This window comes from Rhodanobacter sp. DHG33 (assembly GCF_014843005.1).
Lineage (GTDB): Bacteria > Pseudomonadota > Gammaproteobacteria > Xanthomonadales > Rhodanobacteraceae > Rhodanobacter_A.
In genome coordinates this window covers 144,784-164,983 of record NZ_JACYXM010000001.1, presented here as the reverse complement: position 1 = coordinate 164,983, position 20,200 = coordinate 144,784, and the positions used below count along the sequence as shown (strand labels likewise).

General features: G+C 66.3%; 17 protein-coding genes. 14 read left to right on the top strand and 3 right to left on the bottom strand.

All coding sequences use genetic code 11. From position 1 onward, the window contains the following. The first annotated feature begins 128 nt into the window (after positions 1–128). Positions 129–1,424 carry a citrate synthase gene (locus tag IHE46_RS00735; protein WP_192162563.1) on the top strand — a complete coding sequence of 432 codons (1,296 nt, stop codon included), beginning with the start codon at positions 129–131 and terminating at the stop codon, positions 1,422–1,424. A gap of 137 nt (positions 1,425–1,561) precedes the next feature. On the opposite strand, the gene IHE46_RS00730 is transcribed toward IHE46_RS00735, so the two are convergent. After that, positions 1,562–2,242 (bottom strand): hypothetical protein, encoded by a 681-nt coding sequence (locus IHE46_RS00730; RefSeq protein ID WP_192162554.1) that lies wholly within the window; start codon positions 2,240–2,242, stop codon positions 1,562–1,564. A 70-nt stretch (positions 2,243–2,312) separates the two neighbouring features. Continuing rightward, entirely contained in the window at positions 2,313–4,838 is a 2,526-nt protein-coding gene (locus IHE46_RS00725; protein WP_192162552.1) for a penicillin-binding protein 1A, read from the bottom strand. Positions 4,839–5,136: 298 nt separating this feature from the next. On the opposite strand from IHE46_RS00725, the gene IHE46_RS00720 reads away from it, so the two are divergent. The 11 genes from IHE46_RS00720 to IHE46_RS00670 all read left to right on the top strand — a co-directional run bounded on the left by IHE46_RS00720 (position 5,137) and on the right by IHE46_RS00670 (position 17,821). Beyond that, positions 5,137–6,195: a pilus assembly protein PilM gene (locus IHE46_RS00720; protein WP_192162550.1), complete on the top strand. Its 1,059-nt coding sequence runs from the start codon at positions 5,137–5,139 to the stop codon at positions 6,193–6,195. Then, entirely contained in the window at positions 6,195–6,908 is a 714-nt protein-coding gene (locus tag IHE46_RS00715; protein WP_192162548.1) for a PilN domain-containing protein, read from the top strand. Before IHE46_RS00720 ends, IHE46_RS00715 begins: the two co-directional genes overlap by 1 nt. Beyond that, a complete protein-coding gene (gene pilO, locus IHE46_RS00710) occupies positions 6,905–7,573 on the top strand; it encodes a type 4a pilus biogenesis protein PilO (RefSeq protein ID WP_192162547.1) in 669 nt (222 codons plus the stop codon). Before IHE46_RS00715 ends, pilO begins: the two co-directional genes overlap by 4 nt. Beyond that, positions 7,573–8,106, top strand: coding sequence for a pilus assembly protein PilP (locus IHE46_RS00705; RefSeq protein ID WP_192162545.1), 534 nt, complete (start codon positions 7,573–7,575; stop codon positions 8,104–8,106). Before pilO ends, IHE46_RS00705 begins: the two co-directional genes overlap by 1 nt. Before the next feature lie 56 nt (positions 8,107–8,162). Then, positions 8,163–10,418 carry a type IV pilus secretin PilQ gene (gene pilQ / locus IHE46_RS00700; RefSeq protein ID WP_192162543.1) on the top strand — a complete coding sequence of 752 codons (2,256 nt, stop codon included), beginning with the start codon at positions 8,163–8,165 and terminating at the stop codon, positions 10,416–10,418. A gap of 140 nt (positions 10,419–10,558) precedes the next feature. Next, on the top strand, positions 10,559–11,551 hold the full coding sequence (locus IHE46_RS00695; protein ID WP_192163107.1) for an AAA family ATPase: 993 nt from the start codon (positions 10,559–10,561) through the stop codon (positions 11,549–11,551). Continuing rightward, complete coding sequence (locus IHE46_RS00690) at positions 11,548–12,483, top strand: DUF58 domain-containing protein (RefSeq protein WP_192162541.1); 936 nt, start codon at positions 11,548–11,550, stop codon at positions 12,481–12,483. The genes IHE46_RS00695 and IHE46_RS00690 overlap by 4 nt, the downstream gene beginning before the upstream one ends. Further along, positions 12,480–12,998, top strand: coding sequence for a DUF4381 domain-containing protein (locus tag IHE46_RS00685; protein ID WP_192162539.1), 519 nt, complete (start codon positions 12,480–12,482; stop codon positions 12,996–12,998). The genes IHE46_RS00690 and IHE46_RS00685 overlap by 4 nt, the downstream gene beginning before the upstream one ends. After that, positions 12,991–13,971, top strand: coding sequence for a VWA domain-containing protein (locus IHE46_RS00680; RefSeq protein WP_192162537.1), 981 nt, complete (start codon positions 12,991–12,993; stop codon positions 13,969–13,971). The genes IHE46_RS00685 and IHE46_RS00680 overlap by 8 nt, the downstream gene beginning before the upstream one ends. Next, entirely contained in the window at positions 13,968–16,052 is a 2,085-nt protein-coding gene (locus tag IHE46_RS00675; RefSeq protein ID WP_192162535.1) for a tetratricopeptide repeat protein, read from the top strand. Before IHE46_RS00680 ends, IHE46_RS00675 begins: the two co-directional genes overlap by 4 nt. A gap of 62 nt (positions 16,053–16,114) precedes the next feature. Continuing rightward, a complete protein-coding gene (locus IHE46_RS00670; protein WP_343229968.1) occupies positions 16,115–17,821 on the top strand; it encodes a BatD family protein in 1,707 nt (568 codons plus the stop codon). Here the strand turns inward: IHE46_RS00670 and IHE46_RS00665 are convergent. Then, on the bottom strand, positions 17,808–18,329 hold the full coding sequence (locus IHE46_RS00665; protein WP_192162533.1) for an O-acetyl-ADP-ribose deacetylase: 522 nt from the start codon (positions 18,327–18,329) through the stop codon (positions 17,808–17,810). The genes IHE46_RS00670 and IHE46_RS00665 overlap by 14 nt on opposite strands. A gap of 56 nt (positions 18,330–18,385) precedes the next feature. On the opposite strand from IHE46_RS00665, the gene IHE46_RS00660 reads away from it, so the two are divergent. Together IHE46_RS00660 and IHE46_RS00655 are read left to right on the top strand one after the other, a co-directional pair. Next, positions 18,386–18,850, top strand: coding sequence for a MarR family transcriptional regulator (locus IHE46_RS00660; RefSeq protein ID WP_192162531.1), 465 nt, complete (start codon positions 18,386–18,388; stop codon positions 18,848–18,850). 209 nt (positions 18,851–19,059) lie between these two features. Next, entirely contained in the window at positions 19,060–20,196 is a 1,137-nt protein-coding gene (locus IHE46_RS00655; RefSeq protein ID WP_225562700.1) for an efflux RND transporter periplasmic adaptor subunit, read from the top strand. Positions 20,197–20,200 lie beyond the last annotated feature (4 nt).

Sequence of the window (20,200 nt, the reverse complement as noted above, 5' to 3'; positions counted from 1 at the left end):
GGCTATGGGCCGTTGTGCGATAATGTGTGGATTGCATCGAGACATTCCCCGGTCGCGGTGCCCTGTTCCCCTCGCCCCGATGCCGCTACGCGACCCGTTGGCGACGACCCACGCTAAGGAGGTTCCCTGTGTCCGATCCCAAGACTGTCAAGCTGGTGGATGAGTCGACCCAGCGCAGCAGCACCATGCCGTTGGTTTCCGGCACTCTCGGCCCCGCCTGCATCGACATCAGCACGCTGTACAAGGACACCGGCCACTTCACCTACGACGTGGGCTACGGCTCGACCGCCAGCACCAAGAGCGCGATCACCTACATCGATGGCGACCAGGGCGTGCTGCTGTATCGCGGCTACCCGATCGAGCAGCTGGCCGAGAAGTCCAGCTTCCTCGAGGTGGCCTACCTGCTGCTCAATGGCGAGCTGCCGAAGCAGGAGGAGTTCGCTTCCTTCGAGAACGACATCACGCATCACACGATGATGCCCGAGTCGCACAAGCGCTTCTTCGAGGGCTTCCATCACGATGCGCATCCGATGGCCATGCTGGCCGCGTCGGTCGCCTCGCTGTCCGCCTTCTACCACGATGACCTGGACGTCGATAACGCGGAAGACCGCAAGCTGGCCGCGATCCGCCTGATCGCCAAGATGCCGACGATCGCCGCTGCCTGCCACCGCTACTCGATCGACCGGTCGTTCCGCTACCCGCGCAACAACCTGGAATACGTCGACCGCTTCCTGCACATGATGTTCGAGGTGCCGAGCGAGCCGCTGCAGCTGAGCCCGGTGGCCGCCAAGGCGCTGGACCTGCTGTTCATCCTGCATGCCGACCACGAGCAGAACGCCTCGACCTCGACCGTGCGCCTGGTCGGCTCCACCGGCGCCAACCCGTACGCTTCCGTCGCCGCGGGCATCACCGCGCTGTGGGGCCCCGCGCATGGCGGCGCCAACGAGGCGGTGCTGAAGATGCTGGAAGAGATCGGCACGCCGGACAAGGTGGAAACCGCGGTCAAGCGCGCCAAGGACAAGAACGACAACTTCCGCCTGATGGGCTTCGGCCACCGCGTGTACAAGAACTTCGACCCGCGCGCGAAGATCATCCGCGAGATGTGCCACAAGGTGCTCGCCGAGCTGGGCGTCAACGATCCGCTGCTGGACGTGGCGATGAAGCTGGAAGAAGCGGCGCTGAAGGACGACTACTTCGTCGAGCGCAAGCTGTATCCGAACGTGGATTTCTATTCCGGCATCATCTACAAGGCCCTGGGCATCCCCACCGAAATGTTCACCGTGATGTTCGCCATCGCGCGCACCGCCGGCTGGATCTCGCATTGGATCGAACAGCACGAAACCCCCGGTTCGCGCATCGGTCGTCCGCGCCAGATCTACACCGGCCACGACGTACGCGACTACGTGGCCTCCGCCAAGCGCTGATCCGCGCCTGGCAAGTCCATACGAAACGCCCCGGCATGCCGGGGCGTTTTTTTGTGCGGGTGATCGTGGGCACTCATGAAAAGTGCGGTCATGGGCGGCCGTCCGTCTGGTTCTCGCGACCAGGGCCGGGCGTGTGCCTAGGTGCGGCGGGTTGCGTTCGCCAGCATGCGTTCCAGCTCGTCCGTATCGTCGTTCTCGGCCAGCAGTTCCTCCACGGCGGCCAGCGCGGCGCGGCGCATCGGTTTCTCGTCGATGCGGTCCAGCGGCGCCTGGCGCAGGGCGTCGTGCGGCAGCACGATGAGGTCGAACGGCAGCGTGTCGGCGGCGAACAGCAGTACCGGGAACTCGCCCTGTTCGTCGCGGCTGAGGCGCAGGCGGCGGGTCTGCGTTTCGAACGGCACGCCGTGCTCGTGCAGGTGGCGGTGCACGGCATCGGGATCGTCGCTGAATACGTGCAGGCAGACCGCCGAATGCGCATCGGCAGTGCCGTCGAGCACGGAGCCGACCAGGCGCGGCTCGAAGCGAGCGAGGAAGCGCATTGCTTCCACCGCGGCCTCGCGCCGGTCCTGCAGCAGCCGGGGCTGGCTGTCGGCGTGAAAAAGGCGCTGGTGTTCGCGCAGCGCCTGCTCGATTTCCTGGTTGCGCGGCAGTGCCTGCGTATCGAGGATGCCCAGGCGTTCGGCGGCCTTGAGCTTGGCGCGATGGAAGTCGCGGATGCCGTGTTCGCTCATCAGGCGGGCGGCTTCCTGGGCCACGCGCAGCCGATTGCGTTGCTGGCGGTCGCTTGCATGAATGCGGTGATGTTCGCCACGTGCCATGAGGGGTTCCTCCGCCGCTTGCGCTACTAGACTAGCGCAAGCGGCAGGATCGGGGAAACCGCGGCGCGGATCAGAAGATGTTGTAGGGGTTCTGCTGGTCCTGCTGCTGCTGAGTGGCCTGGCTGCGCAGCCGGTCGACGTCTTCGACCTTGAAGAACTCGTTCATGGCGTTCGGGTCGTCCGACGTGGTGGGCAGGCCGCTGTCGCGATTGATCGGCACGGTGGCGATGCCGGGCGGCATGGGCAACGAGTTCTCCGGCTGCCCCTTCAGGGCGTCGCCCATGTAGTCCATCCAGATCGGCAGCGCCGCCTTGGCGCCGAATTCGTCGTGTCCCAGTGGCCCGTAGTTGTCGAAGCCCACCCACACCGCGGTGGAGACGTCGCCGTTGAAGCCGATGAACCAGGCGTCGCGGAAATCGTTGCTGGTGCCGGTCTTGCCGGCGAGGTCCGGGCGATTCATGGTCTTGGCGGCGAAACCGGTGCCGCGCAGGATCACGTCCTTCATCAGCGAAGTGATCAGGAAGTCGGTGCGCGGGCCGAGCACATGCGGTGCCAGTACAGGTGCGTGTGCGCCGTTGCCGGCGTCGGCGGGCAGCGTTTCCACGCCGGAATCGTCGCTGCTGGCGGCGCTTGCGGGAGCCGCAACGCTGGCATTGCTGGCGAGCTGGTTGGCCGGGTGCTTGCCCATGTCCGCTGGCGGCGGTCCCGGCGGGGTGTTCTGCAGCAGGCGCTCCTGGCATTCGCGGCAGGCGCGCGCGGGGTTGGCGATGTAGATCGGCTTGCCGTTGCGGTCGTCGATCTCGCTGACGAAGTACGGCGTCACCAGATAGCCGCCGTTGGCGAATACCGCGTAGCCGCGCGCCATGTTGAGCGGCGACGCCGAGGCGGTGCCCAGCGCCATCGAGAGATTGGCCGGCAGCGCATCCAGCGGGAAGCCGAAGCGCGTGATGAACTCGCGCGCATAGCGGATGCCGATGGCGTTGAGCAGGCGGATGGAGACGAGGTTCTTCGACTGCACCAGCGCCTCGCGCAGGCGCATGGGGCCGGCGAACTTGTCGTCGTCGTTGCTCGGCGTCCACAGGCCGCCGGGGCGCGAGGGGTCGGGCAGCGCCAGCGGCGCGTCGTTGATGATCGAGGCGGGCGTGAAACCGTGGTCGAAGGCCGCCGAATAGAGATAGGGCTTGAAGCTCGAGCCTGGCTGGCGCGCTGCCATCACCGCACGGTTGAACTTGCTGCGGTTGAAATTGAAGCCGCCCACCAGCGCCTCGACGGCGCCGTCCTCCGGCCGGATCGCGGCCAGCGCGCCCTGCACGGCGGGAATCTGCGCCAGCTGCCAGGCGCCCTTGTCGTCCTGCGACACGCGCACGATGTCGCCACGCTTGAGCACATCGTCCACCCGCGTCGGCGCGGGCCCGGTGCGGCTGTCGTTGATGTGCGGCCGCGCCCATGCCACGGCGGGGAGATCGAGATTCACGTTCTGGCCAGAGGCGAGGAAAATCGTGGCGGCGCTGTTGGAGCTGGCAACGACCAGGCCGGGCACGAGGCCCGAGACATCGCCGTAGCCGGTCAGTGCGTGCACGTAATCCTGCTCGCCGGCATCGGCGGCCAGCTCCTGGTGCGCTTCGGGGCCGCGCCAGCCGTGGCGACGGTCGTAGTCGATCAGGCCCTTGCGTACGGCCTCCGTCGCCTCCTTCTGGTTCGCGCTCTGGATGGTGGTCTTCACCACATAGCCTTCGGTGAGCGCGTCGTTGCCGAGGCGATCGAGGGCCTGGCGGCGGACCATTTCGGCGAGGTAGGGGGCGTCCACCTGGATGGGGGTGTCGTGCGGCGCGGCATCGTTCGTTTCGGCAACCGCTGCCTTGTACTGGTCGTCCGTGATGTAGCGATGGCGCAGCATTTCGCCCAGCACCCAATTGCGGCGCGCCAGCAGGCGCGCCTGGCTGTTCAGCGGGTTAACCACCGAGGGCGATTGGAAGGTGGAGGCGATCGCGGCGCACTGCGCGATGCTGAGCTGATCCAGCGTCTTGCCGTAGTAGTAAGAAGCAGCCGCGGCCACGCCATAGGAGCGGTGGCCGAGGAACATCTTGTTGAGGTACAGCTCCAGGATCTGGTCCTTGCTCAGCTCCTGCTCGATGCGCAGCGCGGTGAACATCTCGATCAGCTTGCGCGAATAGAGCTTCTGCGGGCTGAGGAAGAAGTTGCGCGCCACCTGCTGGGTGATGGTCGAGCCGCCCTGCACCTTGTCGCCGCCGGCTAGGATCACGTGCCATCCGGCGCGCATCACGCCGCGCCAGTCGACCCCGGGGTGATGGTAGAAATCGGCATCCTCGGCTGACAGCACGGCGTGCTTGAGGTTGTCAGGCACGTCGGCAATCGCCACCGGGATGCGCCGCGTTTCGCCGAAAGTGGCGATCAGCTTGCCGTCGGCGCTTTCCACCCGCAGCGGCACCTGCATGTGGTAGTCCTTCAACTGGGCCACCTGGGGCAGCCGCGGCGCCACCAGCCAGTACGCGACACCGACCGCGAGCACCGCCAGCAGGAGGCCCGAGAACGCCAGGATCAGTGCCCAGCGCAGGAGACGCTTGAGAATACGCATGTGTGGCGGATGACCCGTGTCGAGACCCGGCAGAGTATAGAGGTTGTGTCGCCGGGCGCCTCGGAACGGCACATATTCGGTAGCGGGCCTCTTCGGGCACCGCATGGCGCGTCGCCGCCAGGACGGGGGGCCCTGCCGGACGATCGGAACGATGTTGATACAAGTGCGGGCCCCATCACGGGAAACACTTGAAAAAACCTCGGCAGGCCATTGCAGGGGCGTTAAATTTTCGATCTAATGCCAGCGCACATCGGCCGGAAAACACGGCCGCTGGTGCCCAGGGCAAAGGGGGAACACCGTGGGGCTCTTCACACCCAAGAAGCCGGCGCTGATTGGCGTCGACATCAGCTCGACCGCAGTTAAGTTGCTGGAGCTCAGCCAGTCGGGTGGGCGTTACCGCGTCGAGCATTACGCAGTGGAACCGCTGCCGCCCAACGCCGTGGTCGAAAAGAACATTGTCGAAGTCGAGGCGGTGGGAGAAGCCATCCGCCGCGCGCTGGCGCGTTCCGGCTCCAGGCTCAAGCATGCGTCCGCTGCGGTCGCTGGTTCGGCGGTGATCACCCGCATCATCCCGATGCCAAGCGAACTGGGCGAGGAGGATCTGGAAAGCCAGATCCAGACCGAGGCCAACCAGTACATCCCTTATCCGATCGATGAGGTGAGCCTCGACTTCGAGGTGCTGGGCCCGGTGCGTGACAACCCCGAGATGAACAACATCCTGCTCGCTGCCTCGCGCACCGAGAACGTGGACATGCGCGTCGCCGCGCTGGAGCTGGGCGGACTCACCGCCAAGGTGGTGGACGTGGAGGCGTTCGCGATGGAGAACGCCTTCGCGCTGCTCACCGACCAGCTCAACGTCGGCCGCGACGCGCTGGTGGCGGTGGTGGACGTGGGTGCGACCATGACCACGCTGTCGGTGCTGCGCAACCAGCGCACGATCTACTCGCGCGAACAGGTATTCGGCGGCAAGCAGCTCACGGACGAAATCATGCGTCGCTACGGGCTTTCCTACGAGGAAGCCGGTCGCGCCAAACGCAAGGGCGGCCTGCCGGAGTCGTACCAGAGCGAGGCGCTGGAGCCGTTCAAGGAGTCGCTGGTGCAGCAGGTCAGCCGCCTGCTGCAGTTCTTCTTCGCCGGCAGTGAATACAGCAAAGTGGATCAGGTAGTGCTGGCCGGTGGCTGCGCCACCATCGACGGCATTGCCGGGATGTTGGAGGAGCACATCGGCGTGCCCTGCGTGCTGGCCAATCCCCTGGCGCGCATGTCGATGTCGCCCAAAGTGCAAGGGCAGACACTGTCCCAGGATGCGCCGGCGCTGATGATTGCGGTCGGCCTCGCGCTGAGGAGCTTCGACTGATGGCTCACGTCAATCTTCTCCCCTGGCGTGTGGAGCGGCGCAAGCTGCGCGAACGCGAGTTCTTCGGCCAGCTCGGTGCCGCCTTCGTGGCAGGGCTGGCCTTTGTGTTGCTGTGGGCGTTCTGGATGGGAGCGCGCATCGACAACCAAAACGATCGGAATGCCCTGCTGCAAGGCGAAATCAAGCAGCTCGATGTGAAGATCGACAAGATCAAGGAGCTGGACAAGGTGCGCGACCAGCTGCTGGCGCGCAAGCAGATCATCGAGCAGTTGCAGGCTGATCGTTCGCAGATGGTGCATCTGTTCGACGAACTGGTGAAGACGATCCCCTCCAGTGTGCGGCTCACGGCGATGAAGCAGGCCGGCGACACCATGTCGCTGGATGGCGTGGCGCAATCCAACGCCAGCGTGGCCGAGTACATGCGCAATATCGAGGCCTCGCAATGGATGGGCCACGTCGACCTGCGTAGCACCATCAACAGCCACGATGCCTCGCGCATGCCCTACAAGTTCAGCCTGAGCGTGAAGCTGGGCAAGCCCAAGACGGACGATAACGGAGCGCCGGCCGGCGCCAGTACGGTGGCGGCTCCGGCGCATGCCGGCAGTGCTGCGCCCGCGGCTCTGCCGTCCGCGCCCGTCATGACGAAGCCGGCCGCCCCGGCAAAGCCTGAGTCCGCCCCGGTCGCTGCCGCAAAGGGAGGGGCCAAGGCATGAAATTCCTGGACGAACTGCGTGGCCTCGACCGCAACAATATTGGCGGCTGGCCCAAGTCGATAAAGGTTTTCTTCACCGCGCTGCTGTTCCTGGTGGTGGTGCTGGTGGGCTGGTACTTCTATGTCAGCAGCCAGCAGGACGAGCTCGCTTCGCTGGCAAGCAAGGAAGGGCAGCTCCGGCAGGAATTCGCCACCAAGCAGGCCAAGGCCGTGAATCTGGACGCGCTGCAGCAGCAGCTCGACGAGATGAAGGACATGTTACGCCAGCTGCTCCGCCAGCTTCCCAGCAAGACGGAGATGCCCGAATTGCTGGCCGATATCTCGCAGACCGGGCTGTCGGCCGGCCTCCAGGTGGATTCCTTCGTGCCCCAGCCCGAGGTGCCGAAGGACTTCTACGCAGAGAAGCCGATCCAGCTGCGGATGGTGGGCACCTATCACCAGTTCGGCACGTTCATCAGTGGCGTGGCTTCGCTGCCGCGAGTGGTGATCCTGACCATGAACGACGTGGCGCTCACGCCTCAACATGGCAGCAAGGATGGCACTTCGGCCGATGGCCAACTGGTGCTGCAAGGCACGGTGAAGACCTATCGCTATCTGGACGAAGACGAGACCGCTGCCGCTGCAGCGAAGAAGAATTCGGCCAAGAAGGCAGGGGGGCACAAGTGATGAAGCTGTCCACTGCCATGAAGCCGACGACACTGTCGCGCATTGCCTTGCTGCTGATCGCCGTGCTGCTGGGAGGCTGCACGGGCAGCAACTCGGACCTGCGCGAATGGATCGCCCAACAGAAGGGCATGAAGGGTGCGCCGATTCCGCCGCTGCCCGTCATCAAGACCTTCGAGACCTTCACTTACGCCGACCAGGATCTGCGCGATCCGTTCGGGCCCAGCGCCGCTGAGGTCGACGCGGCCACCAGCGGACCGCGGCCGGATCAGAACCGGCCCAAAGAGCCGCTTGAAGCGTTCGCGCTGGACAGCCTGAAGATGGTCGGCACCATCGGTACCGGTCCGGGTACCGAGGCGCTCATCAAGGACCCCGGTGGCGTGATCCACCCGGTGCACCGTGGCGAATACATGGGCCAGAACTACGGCCGCATCACCGCCATCAGCGACGACCATATCGATCTGACCGAATTGGTATCCAACGGCAACGGCGGCTGGATGGAACGTCCGGCCAGTATCGCGCTCGGCGAGAAATAGGGGACACAGGGGCTGATGCAATGAGCAACCACATTCAATCCGTCCGGGGCCGGGTCATGCGCCATACCATTCGTTGTCTCCTGTCGCTGCTGCTGTTCGCAGGCGCGTGCTTCAGCCAGGTAGCACTGGCCGCGAGCAGCAACACGCTGAAAGACATCAGCTACACGACGCTACCTAACGGAAGCGTGCAGCTGCATCTGAACTTCACGGGTGCCGTGCCGCAGCCGCGCATCTTCACCACCGGCAATCCGGCGCGCATCGCGGTCGATTTCAGCGACGCGGACACCACGGCCCAGCGGCATACGGCCATAGGACAGGGGGCCGTCTCCGGCGTGTCGGCGGTATCCGCTGGCGGTCGCACTCGGGTGATCGTGGAGCTGATGCAGTCGGCGCCATACCAGTCCGCGGTAGAGGGCAACAGTCTGGTTCTCACCGTGGACAACGGCACCGCACAGACGGCAGCAACGCCGGCACCGGTGCAGCACAGCGTCACCACCGCCGCCGTCATCGATCCTTCCAAGCGCTTGCCGACGACGGCTGAAGGTGCCATCAGCGTCAGCAATATCGACTTCCGCCGCGGTGCGGATGGCCAGGGCCGCGTGCTGATCAGCTTCAGCGGTCCGGGCGCCGATGCCCAGATGCATACGATCGGCGACAAGGTAGAAGTCAGCGTTCCCAATGCCAGCGTGCCGGCCAATCTCGCGCAGCGGCTCGATACGCTGGACTTCGCCACGCCGGTACAGTCCATCGACACCCGCAACGGCATCGGCGGTGGCGTACACATGACGATCGCCACCAAGGGCGTGGTGGATACCTCGGCGTGGCAGGAAGGGAACCAGTACGTAGTCGAGGTGGCGCCGAAGAAGAGCAGCAGTGCCGCTGTAAACGCCAGCCAGTTGGCGATGGACCAGCACCCGGCCTATACGGGTACGCGCGCAACCTTCAATTTCCAGGACATTCCGGTGCGTTCGGTGCTGCAGCTGATTGCCGACACCTCGCACCTCAACGTCGTGGCTGCCGACAGCGTCAACGGCAGCATCACTCTGCGGCTGGTGAACGTGCCATGGGATCAGGCGCTCGATGTGATTCTGCGCGCCAAGGGCCTGGACAAGCGCCGTGACGGCGATGTGATCTGGGTGGCGCCACAGGAGGAGCTGGCCAAATACGAGCAGGACTTGGCCATCGCGCGCATGAAGGCCGAGGACAACGCCCCGTTGATCACGAGCTATATCCCGATCAGCTATGGCAAGGCAGCCGATATTGCCAAGCTGCTAACCAGCGGCAGCCTGCAGGGAACGGGCGGGAGCGGTGGTACACAGGGTGGCGTCATATCGAGTGGCTTCCTGTCGCCGCGCGGGAGCGTTTCCTTCGACATACGCACCAATACGCTGCTGCTCAACGACACCGCCGAAAAGACCGAGCAGATCCGCAAGCTGGTCGCGACGCTGGACAAGCCTGTGCAGCAGGTGTTGATCGAGTCGCGCATCGTCATCGCCTCCGACACCTTCACCCGCTCGCTGGGCGTGCAGTGGGGCGCGTATGGCCAGCAGACCAACTCCACCTACAACCAGTACACCGGCCAGACGACCACGAATAACGTGCTGCAAATAGGTGGCGGCGTGGGTGGAACCACGCTCGGCTGGACCACTCCTGGCGGTACAGGTACCAGCAGCACCAGTGGCGCTTCCAGCAATCCCGGCCTCAACGTGAACCTGCCGTCATCGACTTCGACCACTCCTGCGGGCGCACTGGGCTTTGCCATTCTCGGCAAGAACTATGCGCTGGACCTGGAATTGTCGGCGGCACAGACCGAAGGCACGGGCGAGGTGATTTCCAGCCCACGCGTGATCACGTCGAACCAGCAAGAGGCGGACATCCGCCAAGGCCAGGAGATCGGTTACGTCACTTACCAAGGCGGTGTCGGTGGCACTGGGGGCGTCACCGGTTCGGTGCAGTTCAAGGATGCCGTGCTGGAGCTCAAGGTCACGCCCACGATCACGGCGGACAACCGGGTTTATCTGGCGATCAACGTGACCAAGGATTCGCTGGCGCAATTCCTCACCACGCCGAATGGCCAGGTGCCGGAGATCAACACCCAGTCGGTGAACACTTCCGTGCTGGTGGACAATGGCCAGACCGTGGTGCTGGGCGGCATCTACGAGGTCGACAAGAGCAATACGGTCACCAAGGTTCCCGGTCTCGGCGACATCCCCGTCCTCGGCAGCCTGTTCCGTAGCACGAGCCGCAACGACTCCAAGGCCGAACTGCTGATCTTCGTGACGCCGCGCATCCTCAACGATTCCTTGCAATAAGCATTCGCACAAGTGCGGTGCAAAAGAGGCGGCCATCGGCCGCCTCTTTCCTTTGGCGGGCCTGAACGGTGAGAAGCGCACGGTTAAACTTGTGCGCTCCGCCGCGGTCGATAGCGGCACCTCGTGTCGGAAACACCATGATGGACATGCCTGAAATCGCGCCAAACCGCCTGCAACAAGCCTTCGTGCAACTGCGCGACGAACTGCGGGACTGCATCATCGGTCAACCCAAACTGGTCGACTGCCTGTTGCTGGCGCTGCTCGCCGATGGCCATCTGCTGGTGGAAGGGGCGCCAGGCCTGGCCAAAACCACCGCGGTGAAGGCGCTGGCTGCGCGCATCGAGGCGGATTTCCATCGCGTGCAATTCACCCCGGACCTGCTGCCCGCGGACCTCACCGGCACCGACGTGTTTCGCCCGCAAAGCGGCAATTTCGAGTTCGAGCACGGGCCGCTGTTCCACAACATCGTGCTGGCCGACGAGATCAACCGCGCGCCGGCCAAGGTGCAGTCGGCGCTGCTCGAGGCGATGGCGGAGCACCAGATCACCGTGGGCCGCGCGACCCGGCCGTTGCCGGAGCTGTTCATGGTGATGGCCACGCAGAACCCGATCGAGCAGGAAGGCACGTTCGCCCTGCCCGAGGCGCAGCTCGACCGCTTCCTGCTGCACGTCACCATCGGCTATCCCGATGCCAGTGCTGAACTGGCGATCCTGCGGCTTGCCCGCGAGCAGGCCAGCCGACGCATGCATCCCTCGCCTGCGCCGAAGTCGCTGCTCGGCCAGGACGACGTGTTTGCCGCACGCGAGGCCGCGATGGCGGTGCACATGGCACCGGCGCTGGAGGAATACCTCGCCCAGCTCGTGCTGGCCACGCGCGATGCGGGTCGCTACGGAGCGGAACTGAAGCGCTGGATCGCCTGGGGCGCCAGCCCGCGCGCCACCATCGCGCTGGATCGTTGTTCCCGCGCGCAGGCCTGGCTGGCCGGGCGCGACTATGTGCTGCCCGAAGACATCCACGCCATCGTGCATGAGGTATTGCGCCATCGCGTCCTGCTCAGCTACGAGGCCGAAGCCGAGGGCGTGCGCAGCGACCAGGTGATTGGCCGCCTGCTGGATCTCGTGCCGCTGCCGTGAGTGCCATGCTGCCGAACCGGGTCGATGGCGACGGCCGTACACAGGTATCGCTGGCCGAACTGATCGCGCTGGGTACGCGCGTCGGCCGCGCGAAGCTGGCGGCGACGGAAAGCCGTGCCGCACGCGGCGGGTCGCAATCCAGCCGGCTGTTCGGCCGCGGCATGGATTACGCCGAGTCGCGCGTCTACCAGGCCGGCGACGACGTGCGCCGGCTCGACTGGCGGCTGACCGCGCGCAGCGGAAAGCTGCACACCAAACTGTTCCAGGAAGAACGCGAAGGCCAGTTGCTGATCCTGCTGGACACGAACGCCAGCCTGCGTTTCGGCACGCGTGTGCGCTTCAAGTCCGTGCAGGTCGCGCGCGTCGCCGCCATTGCCGCTTGGCTGGCCATGCGCGCGGGCGAGCGCGTGGGCATGATGGCCTTTGGTGGCAATGACCGCCTGCTGCGCCCACAGGGTGGTGCACACGGCGCGCTGTCGGCTTGCGGTGCATTGGCGGAATGGGATGCGCTGCCCGCGACGGATCGCAGTGAGCCTCTGTCCACGGTCTTGCTGCGCGCCCGCCGGCTTCAGCATGGCGCCAGTCGCGTGCTGCTGCTCAGCGACGGCTTCAGTACGGATGGCGAAGCGCGACGTCATCTGCTTGAACTGAAGGCGCGCGCCGATATCGGCGTGCTGGTGGTGGCCGACGCACTGGAGCGCGAGCCGCCGCCGCCTGGCCGCTATCCGCTGGAGCACGATGGCGAGCGTCGCGACGTAGTGTTGCTGGGCGAACGCCAGCGGCGCGAGTTCCAGCAGATGCTGGGCAGCGGCCCGGCGCGATTGGAAGCACTGGCGCGTGGCGTGGGAGTGCGTTGCCGCGTGATCGACACGCGCGACGATCCGCTCCCCGCCGTGAGCGAATTGCTGGGCGTGACGGGAGGACGCCGATGATGCCGCCATCGACGCCGCCGGGCGGCCCGGAATTGCGCGACATCCATCTGCCGCCGGCACCTTCGTGGTGGCCGCTGGCACCCGGCTGGTGGATGCTGGGTGCTTTGGTATTGGTCGCGTTGATCGTGGCGGCGTGGTTCTGGCAGCGTCGCTATCGCTTGCAACGCGAGCGTCGACGCCTGTTGGGCGAGCTGGAAAAGTTGGCGGAGCGCCATGTGCGCGATGGCGACGATGTCGCGTTCGCGGCCTCCCTTCATCAACTGCTGCGTCGCGTGGCGCGTCGTTACGACGACGCGGCGACGACGCAGCGCGGCGAGAGCTGGCGCAGGACGTTGGCACGCGTGCCGATAGCGCCGCGGATTCTGGATCGCCTGCTGGCATTGGAGCAGGTGATCTACCGGCCGCAAGCCGAATTCGATGCACACGCCACCCTGGCTGCGGCGCGTGACTGGCTGCGTGTCGCGGCCAATGCACGCGCGTGGAAGCCGCCTGTCGCGGAGCCGGGCCATGTTTGAGTTCGCGTGGCCCTGGTTGTTCCTGCTGCTGCCGCTGCCCTTGCTACTGCGCCGCGTGCTGGCACCGACGACGCCAGGACAGGCACTGCGTTTGCCTCAGCCGGGTTTGCGGCTTGCGGCGACGGGTGGCCATGCTGCGCGCAGCTTCTCGCCGTGGCTGCTGGCGCTGGCGTGGTTGTGCCTGGTGGCCGCGTCCGCGCGGCCGCAATGGGTGGGGCCGCCGCAGGCGCAGCAACGCAGCGGTCGCGGGCTGTTGCTGGCGGTGGACCTGTCCGGCAGCATGAACACGCCGGACATGGAGCTGGCCGGCCAACCGGTGAGCCGCTTCGGTGCGGTGAAGGCCATCGCCGGCAACTTCATCGACCGCCGCCGTGGCGACGAGATGGGGCTGGTCCTGTTCGGCAGCCAGGCGTTCCTGGTGACGCCGCTTACCTACGATCTCGACGCGGTGCGTGCGCAATTGCAAGGTGCGGCGGTAGGTCTGGCCGGCACCGAAACCGCCATCGGCGATGCCATCGCCATTGCGGTGAAGCGCCTGTCCGCACTCCCCGAACAGGCGCGCGTACTGGTGTTGCTCACCGATGGCGTCAACAACTCCGGCAGCATCACGCCGCTGGAGGCCGCACGCGCCGCGAAGGCGGCCGGCGTGCGCATCTATACCGTGGGCATTGGCGCCGACCGCATGGAAGTGCCGGGATTCTTCGGCAGTCAGGTCGTCAATCCTTCCGCCGATCTCGACACCGTCATGTTGACCAAGATCGCGGACGACACCGGCGGTCGCTTTTTCCGCGCCACCGACAGCGCCCAGCTTGCCGACGCATACCGCGCCATCGACGCGCTGGAGCCCATGCCGCAGCGCGGCCCCACCTTGCGGCCGCGCAAGGAATGGTTTGTCTGGCCATTGGCGGCGGCGCTGCTGCTCTGGCTTCTGGTCGCATTGCCGGGCTGGCGCATGCGCGAGGTGGCGGCATGAGCGCGGCATTGGCCCAGTTCCACTTTCTGCGGCCTGTGTGGTTGTTTGCGCTGCTCGTGCTGCCGTGGCTGTTGTGGCAGGCCTCGCGCCGCTCGCGCGGCCTGCAGGCATTGTCGCGCCTGGTCGATGCGGCATTGCTGCCACAGCTCCTGCATGGGCGGGCTGCAAGGCAGCGCCTGCCGCTGGGATTGCTCACGCTGGCGTGGCTGCTGGCGGTGCTGGCGCTGGCCGGGCCGACCTGGAGCCGCGTCGAGCAGCCGCTGTATGCGCGCCGTGCCGCGCAGGTGGTGGCGATCTCGCTGTCGCAGCGCATGCTGTCGCGGGACGTGGCGCCCAGCCGCATCGATCGTGCACGCTACAAGGCGCACGACTTGCTGGCGGCGAACCAGGACGGTCTCAATGCGCTGATCGGTTACGCCGGCGAGGCCTTCGTGGTGGCGCCGCTCACCTCCGATACGCACAGCCTGTCCACCCTGCTCGACGCCATGGCACCCGACACCATGCCGGTGGACGGCAACGACGCGGCAGCCGCGATCGATCGCGGCGTCGCCTTGATCCACGACGCCAAGGTAGGCGGCGGTTCGCTGGTGTTGATTGCGGACAGCGTGGACGCATCGGCGCAGACGGCCGCGCGCAAGGCGCTGGCCGAAGGCGTGCATGTTTCCGTGCTCGGCGTGGGTACGACGCAGGGCGCGCCAGTACCGCTGCCGGGTGGTGGTTTCCTGCACGATGCGCAAGGCAGCCTGCAACTCGCCGCGCGCGACGATGCGGCGCTGGCGGCGGTGGCCGCAGCGGGCGGTGGCCGCCATGTGCCGATGAGCGCCGGCGATAGCGACATCGCCGCACTCAAGGACGAATTGCGCGCGGGCTCCACGCAGTCCGTGCAGGGGCAACTTGGCGACGAATGGCAGGATCGCGGTCCATGGCTGCTCCTGCTCCTGCTTCCGCTCGCCGCGTTGTCTTTCCGGCGCGGCTGGTTGGTGCTGTTGCCGCTGGTGCTGCTGCCGATGTTGCCGGGGACTGCACACGCGACGAGTTGGAGCGACCTTTGGCGGAACAGGAACCAGCAGGCCGCGGCGGCGCTCAAGCAAGGTGATGCGAAGCAGGCGATGCAGTTGGCGAACGACCCTGCGCTGCGTGGTACGGCGGCGTATCGCGCGGGCGACTATGCCGGTGCGGCGCAGACATGGCAGGGCGTGCCGGGCAGCAACGCCGCGTACAACCGCGGCAACGCGCTGGCGCGCGAAGGCAAGTACGAGGACGCGATCCATGCCTATGACGAGGCGTTGAAGCGCGATCCCGGCAACATCGACGCAAAGGCGAACAAGCAGGCCGTCGAAGACTGGTTGCGCAAGCAGCAGAAGCCCCAGCAGGATCAGCAGAAGAATCAGTCTTCCTCGCAGCAGCCACAGAAGCAGAATGGCTCGTCTTCGCCGCAGGGGCAGGGCGGCAGCAGCGGGCAGGGCGGTGACAAGCAGGACAAGAGCGGGCAAGGCAAGGACGATCAGGGCAAAGGCGATCAAGGCCAGCAGAGCCAACAGAGCCAACAGAGCCAACAGAGCCAGGGCGACAAGGACAAGAGCGATCAGGGCCAGAACGGCCAGGGCAAAAAGGACGAGCAGTCCAACCCGTCGCAGAAGCAGAACGATGGCTCCAAGCAACAAGGCCAGCAGGATTCATCGAACGACGCGGGACAGTCGTCACAGAACCAGGCGCCGCAAAACAAGGCACAGCAGAACGATCAATCCTCATCCGGCAACTCGGGCGCGCAACAGGGCAATCAGCCGCAGCCGACGCCCGAGCAACAGGCTGCGCAAGAGGCGCAGGCCGAGCAGGCGCAACAGGCGTTGAAGCAGCAGCTCGACAAGCAGCTGGGCGCGCCCGGCCAGCCTGCGACCGATCGGCCGCCGGTACACCAGCTCGGTGCGGAAAGCGCCGACGATGCCCAGTCCAAGCTGCCTGCGGACGTGCGCCAGGCCTTGCAGCGCGTGCCCGACGACCCGGGCGCGCTGCTGCGCCGCAAGTTCGAACTGGAATACCAGCGTCGCCATGGCGACGCACCCGACGAGGATGGGCCGTGATGCTCCGACGACAAGCATTATTTTCGCAGTCGAGCTTGGCCGCGAAGACCCGGCGGATGGCGATGCTTGGCCGTGCTTTCCAATGTCTCTGCCTGCTGCTGTTGTTCCTCGTCGTGCCGATCGCGGTGCACGCCACCGACGTGCAGGCCACGCTGGACCGAAGCACCATCCAGATGGGCGAGACGGTGACGCTGAACCTCCACGTCAATGGCGACATCAGCAACGTTGCCATGCCCGACCTGAGCCCTCTCGAACAGGATTTCGACATTCTCGGCAATTCGCAGAGCAGCAGCATCAACATCGTCAACGGCCAGCGCAGCGCCGAGCTGGTGATCGGCGTGGTGCTGCGGCCGAAGCATGCGGGCACGCTCGCGATTCCGTCGCTGGCCGTGGCGGGGTCGCAGATCACGCCACTGCAACTGCAGGTCGCTCCGGCGAACCCGGCGACCGCCGCGGCCACGAACAAGAGTGTGTTCATGGAGGCCGAGGTCGAGCCTAAGCAGGCATGGGTGGGCCAGCAGCTCAGCTACGTGGTGCGGCTCTATGTCAGCGGCAATGTTACGAACGGTACGCTGGATTCGCCGCAGGTGGGCGGTGTGCAGCTCCGCCAAATGGGTGGCGACCTGCGCTACGACAAAGTGCGGGGCGGCCGGGAATACCGCGTGTTCGAACGGCGCTACGCGCTGGTGCCGCAGCATGCGGGAGCGCTCACGATCCCCGCGCTGGGCTTCCATGGCGTGGCGCTGGACCCCAACGATCCGAACAGTTTCTTCGGCGCTGGCTCCCAGGTCAGCGCTGGCGCGCCGGCGCAGACGGTGCAGGTACAGGCTGTCCCTGCCAACTGGGGCCAATCGGCATGGCTGCCGGCGCGTGCGCTCAGTCTTTCGCTTACGGGCTGGCCCGATGCGGGTACATCGGTGCACGTGGGCCAGCCGATCAACCTCCGCATGGCACTCAGCGCCACCGGCTTGTCGGGCGATGCGCTGCCACAGCTCAGCCTGCCCGCGATACGCGGCGCAACGGTGTACCCCGACCAGCCAAAGACGGCCACCGCGGAAGACGACGCGTGGCTGCAGGGCAGCAGCGAGCGCAGCTTCGCCGTGGTACCGGAACAGGCGGGCACATTGACCATGCCGGCGACCACGCTGCGCTGGTTCGACGTCACGTCTGGCGAGGTGCGCACTGCCGAGATTCCGGCGCAAAGCATCACCGTGCTTCCAGCGGCGGGTACGGCAGCGGCCTCATCCGCCGCTACACCGGCTTCGGCGCCCGCCACGGCACCGGTCGCGACGGCTTCTGCCAACGCGGCTTGGCGGAATATGCCGTGGCGCTGGATCGCGCTGGCCAGCCTGCTTCTGTGGCTGCTCACCGTCTTGGCGTGGTGGCTGTGGCGGCGGCGTCCGCCACGCCGTTCCGCCGTCGGTGTGACAGTCAATAACGGCGCGGTTGCTGGCTCTGCGGGCCAACGGAAGCAGGCATTCCTCGCCGTTGCCCGGAGCGGCGATGCGCCGGCGCAGCTGCGCGACCTGCTGGCGTGGGCACAGGCGGAACGCCCGGCGATCCGGAACGCCGGAGAGTTGCAGGCCGCGCTGACGGATGCCGCGCAGCGGCGGGCCATCGCCGCGCTACAGCGGCAGTGCTATGGCGATGGCGGATCGACGGCGAACCTGGATCTGGCCGAAACCTTCAAGCGCGGTTTCGCATGGAGCGCGGCGGACGGTGCAGGCGACGATGGCTTGCCGCCGCTTTATCCCTTCAAGCTGCATTGAGCGCGTGCTGGAACACTGCACGCATGGGCTCGCTGTAGCAGCACAGGACGATGTCGAGGGAAGGATCGTCCGCCAGCGCTTCGCGCAATGTGGCTATGGCCACCGCAGCGGCCAGTGCTGCCGGGTAGCCGTACGCGCCGCAGCTGATCGCGGGAAACGCAATACGGCGAGCATCGTGTTCATACGCGAGGCGCAGGGCATTGCGGTAACAGTTCGCCAGCAATGCGGCTTCATCGCGATTTCCGCCATGCCAGACTGGTCCTACAGTGTGGATCACCCAGCGCGTGGGCAGCGCGAAACCCGGCGTGATGCGTGCTTTGCCGGTGGGGCAGCGTACGCCGAGCGAAACCTGCGGCAGCGCACGGCAGGCGGCGAGCAGGGCCGGCCCGGCGGCGCGGTGGATGGCCCCGTCGACACCGCCGCCGCCCAGCAGCGTCTCGTTCGCCGCGTTGACGATGGCATCCGTCGCGAGCGTGGTGATATCGGCGATGACGACAGTAAGGGGCATGTGGAGACCGCAAACGGGTCTATGCTTGGCTTGGTGATAGTGAGGTTGCGACGATCATGGCGAAAACGGAAGAGCTTTCCTTCGGCTACCTGCTGAACGACGTGACCTTGCTGTTTCGCAAGCACTTCGACCGGCGCGCGGTGAAGTTCGGCCTCACGCGCGCGCAGTGGCGCGCCACCAAGATGCTGCACCACCGCGCGGGCATGCGCCAGAACGAACTGGCCGAGGCGCTGGAAATGGAGCCGATCGCGGTGGGCCGGGTGATCGACCGCCTGCAGGCGGCGGGCTTCGTGGAACGCCGCCCCGACCCGCGCGACCGTCGCGCATGGCGCCTGTACACCACGCCGCAGGCGAGCGAGGTCGTCGACGACATGGAGCAGCTCGCGCGCGAGTTGCGCCGCGAATCCACCGATGGCATCGACTACGACGAGCTGAAGCATGCGCTGGACGTGATCGAGCGGATCAAGATGAACCTGCAGGCCCTGGATGCGATCGAAGCGCCGGCGGCGCACAAGGAATAGGGCGCCCGCGCATAACCCCATTCGCCGCACCTGCCAAGTGCCGGGCGTTGCCCGCAATTTGATGCCTTGTTGGCGCAGAATGTGCTGTGGTACTCGACGCATTGGCATCTCCGTGCGCTCGTTTCCCCTTTTGATTCCGGTCGTGTACCGGCGCTGCGATGACGTAGCCCGTCAATCGGCAGGAATGTCCATTCGTTATTGGAGTTCCCATGCCGCAGCGCATGTCCTGGAAAAAGCTCGTCGCGTTGCTGTTGGCGGTGGTGCTGGCCGTGTTGGTCGCGCACGTGTGGTCGGGGCGCGGCAAGGCCGATGCGGGCAAGCCGGCCGCCACCCAGGCGGTGCCGGTGAAGGCGGCGGTGGCGCAGCGTGGCGACCTCGACCTCTCGTTGCAGGTGATCGGCAGCGTCGAGGCGTATTCCACCGTGACCGTGCAGTCGCGCGTCAGCGGACAGCTTGAGTCGGTGGCGTTCACGCCGGGCGGACGAGTGAAGGCCGGCGAGGTGATCGAGCAGATCGATCCCAGCCTGCTGCAGGCGCAACTGGATCAGGCGCGCGGCAATCTCGCCAAGGACCAGGCCCAGCTGGCGAACGCCGAGCAGGTGCTGCGCCGCTACACGCCGATGCTGGCTAAGGGCTACGTCTCGCAGACCGACTACGACGGCTACAAGGCGAACGTGGGCGTCTACGGGGCCTCGGTCAAGGCGGATCAGGCGGCGGTGGAGATGGCGCAGACCCAGCTCGGCTATGCGCGCATCCTGGCACCGGTGGACAGCATCGCCGGCGCGCCGCTGACCTATCCCGGCGCACAGGTGAGCGCGAACAGCACCAACCTGGTGGTGCTCAACCAGGTGCGGCCGATCTACCTCACCTTTTCCGTGCCCGAAACCGCACTGGCCGGCGTGAAGGCGGCCTACGCGCGCGGCAAGGTGGCGGTGAACGCCTCGATCCCCGGGGCGAAGGGGCCGCCGCTCGCGGCCTCCCTGGATTTCATCAACAACGCGGTGGACCCCGCCACCGGCACGATCCAGCTGAAGGCGGTGTACCCGAACACCGACGACCGGCTGACGCCGGGCCAGTTCGTGCAGGTGCGGCTGCCCACCACGCGTCTCGCCGACGTCGTGACGGTGCCGGTGGAGGCGCTGCAGAACTCGCCCAACGGCAGCTTCGTGTTCGTCATCGGCACGGACGGCCGCGTGCAACAGCGCATGGTGACGTCGGGGCAGACCAGCGGCGACCGGCTGGTGATCGAGAAAGGCCTGGACGCCGGCGAGCGCGTGGTCACCGACGGCCAGATGCTGTTGACCAACGGCACGCTCGTGCACGTCGCCGACGGCAGCAAGAGCTGAGCGG

Coding starts and splice junctions, on each gene's coding strand:
- IHE46_RS00730 (WP_192162554.1), bottom strand. CDS start 2,242: ATGGCACGTGGCGAACATCACCGCATTCATGCAAGCGACCGCCAGCAA.
- IHE46_RS00725 (WP_192162552.1), bottom strand. CDS start 4,838: ATGCGTATTCTCAAGCGTCTCCTGCGCTGGGCACTGATCCTGGCGTTC.
- IHE46_RS00715 (WP_192162548.1), top strand. CDS start 6,195: ATGGCTCACGTCAATCTTCTCCCCTGGCGTGTGGAGCGGCGCAAGCTG.
- pilO (WP_192162547.1), top strand. CDS start 6,905: ATGAAATTCCTGGACGAACTGCGTGGCCTCGACCGCAACAATATTGGC.
- IHE46_RS00705 (WP_192162545.1), top strand. CDS start 7,573: ATGAAGCTGTCCACTGCCATGAAGCCGACGACACTGTCGCGCATTGCC.
- pilQ (WP_192162543.1), top strand. CDS start 8,163: ATGCGCCATACCATTCGTTGTCTCCTGTCGCTGCTGCTGTTCGCAGGC.
- IHE46_RS00695 (WP_192163107.1), top strand. CDS start 10,559: ATGGACATGCCTGAAATCGCGCCAAACCGCCTGCAACAAGCCTTCGTG.
- IHE46_RS00685 (WP_192162539.1), top strand. CDS start 12,480: ATGATGCCGCCATCGACGCCGCCGGGCGGCCCGGAATTGCGCGACATC.
- IHE46_RS00680 (WP_192162537.1), top strand. CDS start 12,991: ATGTTTGAGTTCGCGTGGCCCTGGTTGTTCCTGCTGCTGCCGCTGCCC.
- IHE46_RS00675 (WP_192162535.1), top strand. CDS start 13,968: ATGAGCGCGGCATTGGCCCAGTTCCACTTTCTGCGGCCTGTGTGGTTG.
- IHE46_RS00670 (WP_343229968.1), top strand. CDS start 16,115: ATGCTTGGCCGTGCTTTCCAATGTCTCTGCCTGCTGCTGTTGTTCCTC.
- IHE46_RS00665 (WP_192162533.1), bottom strand. CDS start 18,329: ATGCCCCTTACTGTCGTCATCGCCGATATCACCACGCTCGCGACGGAT.
- IHE46_RS00660 (WP_192162531.1), top strand. CDS start 18,386: ATGGCGAAAACGGAAGAGCTTTCCTTCGGCTACCTGCTGAACGACGTG.
- IHE46_RS00655 (WP_225562700.1), top strand. CDS start 19,060: ATGCCGCAGCGCATGTCCTGGAAAAAGCTCGTCGCGTTGCTGTTGGCG.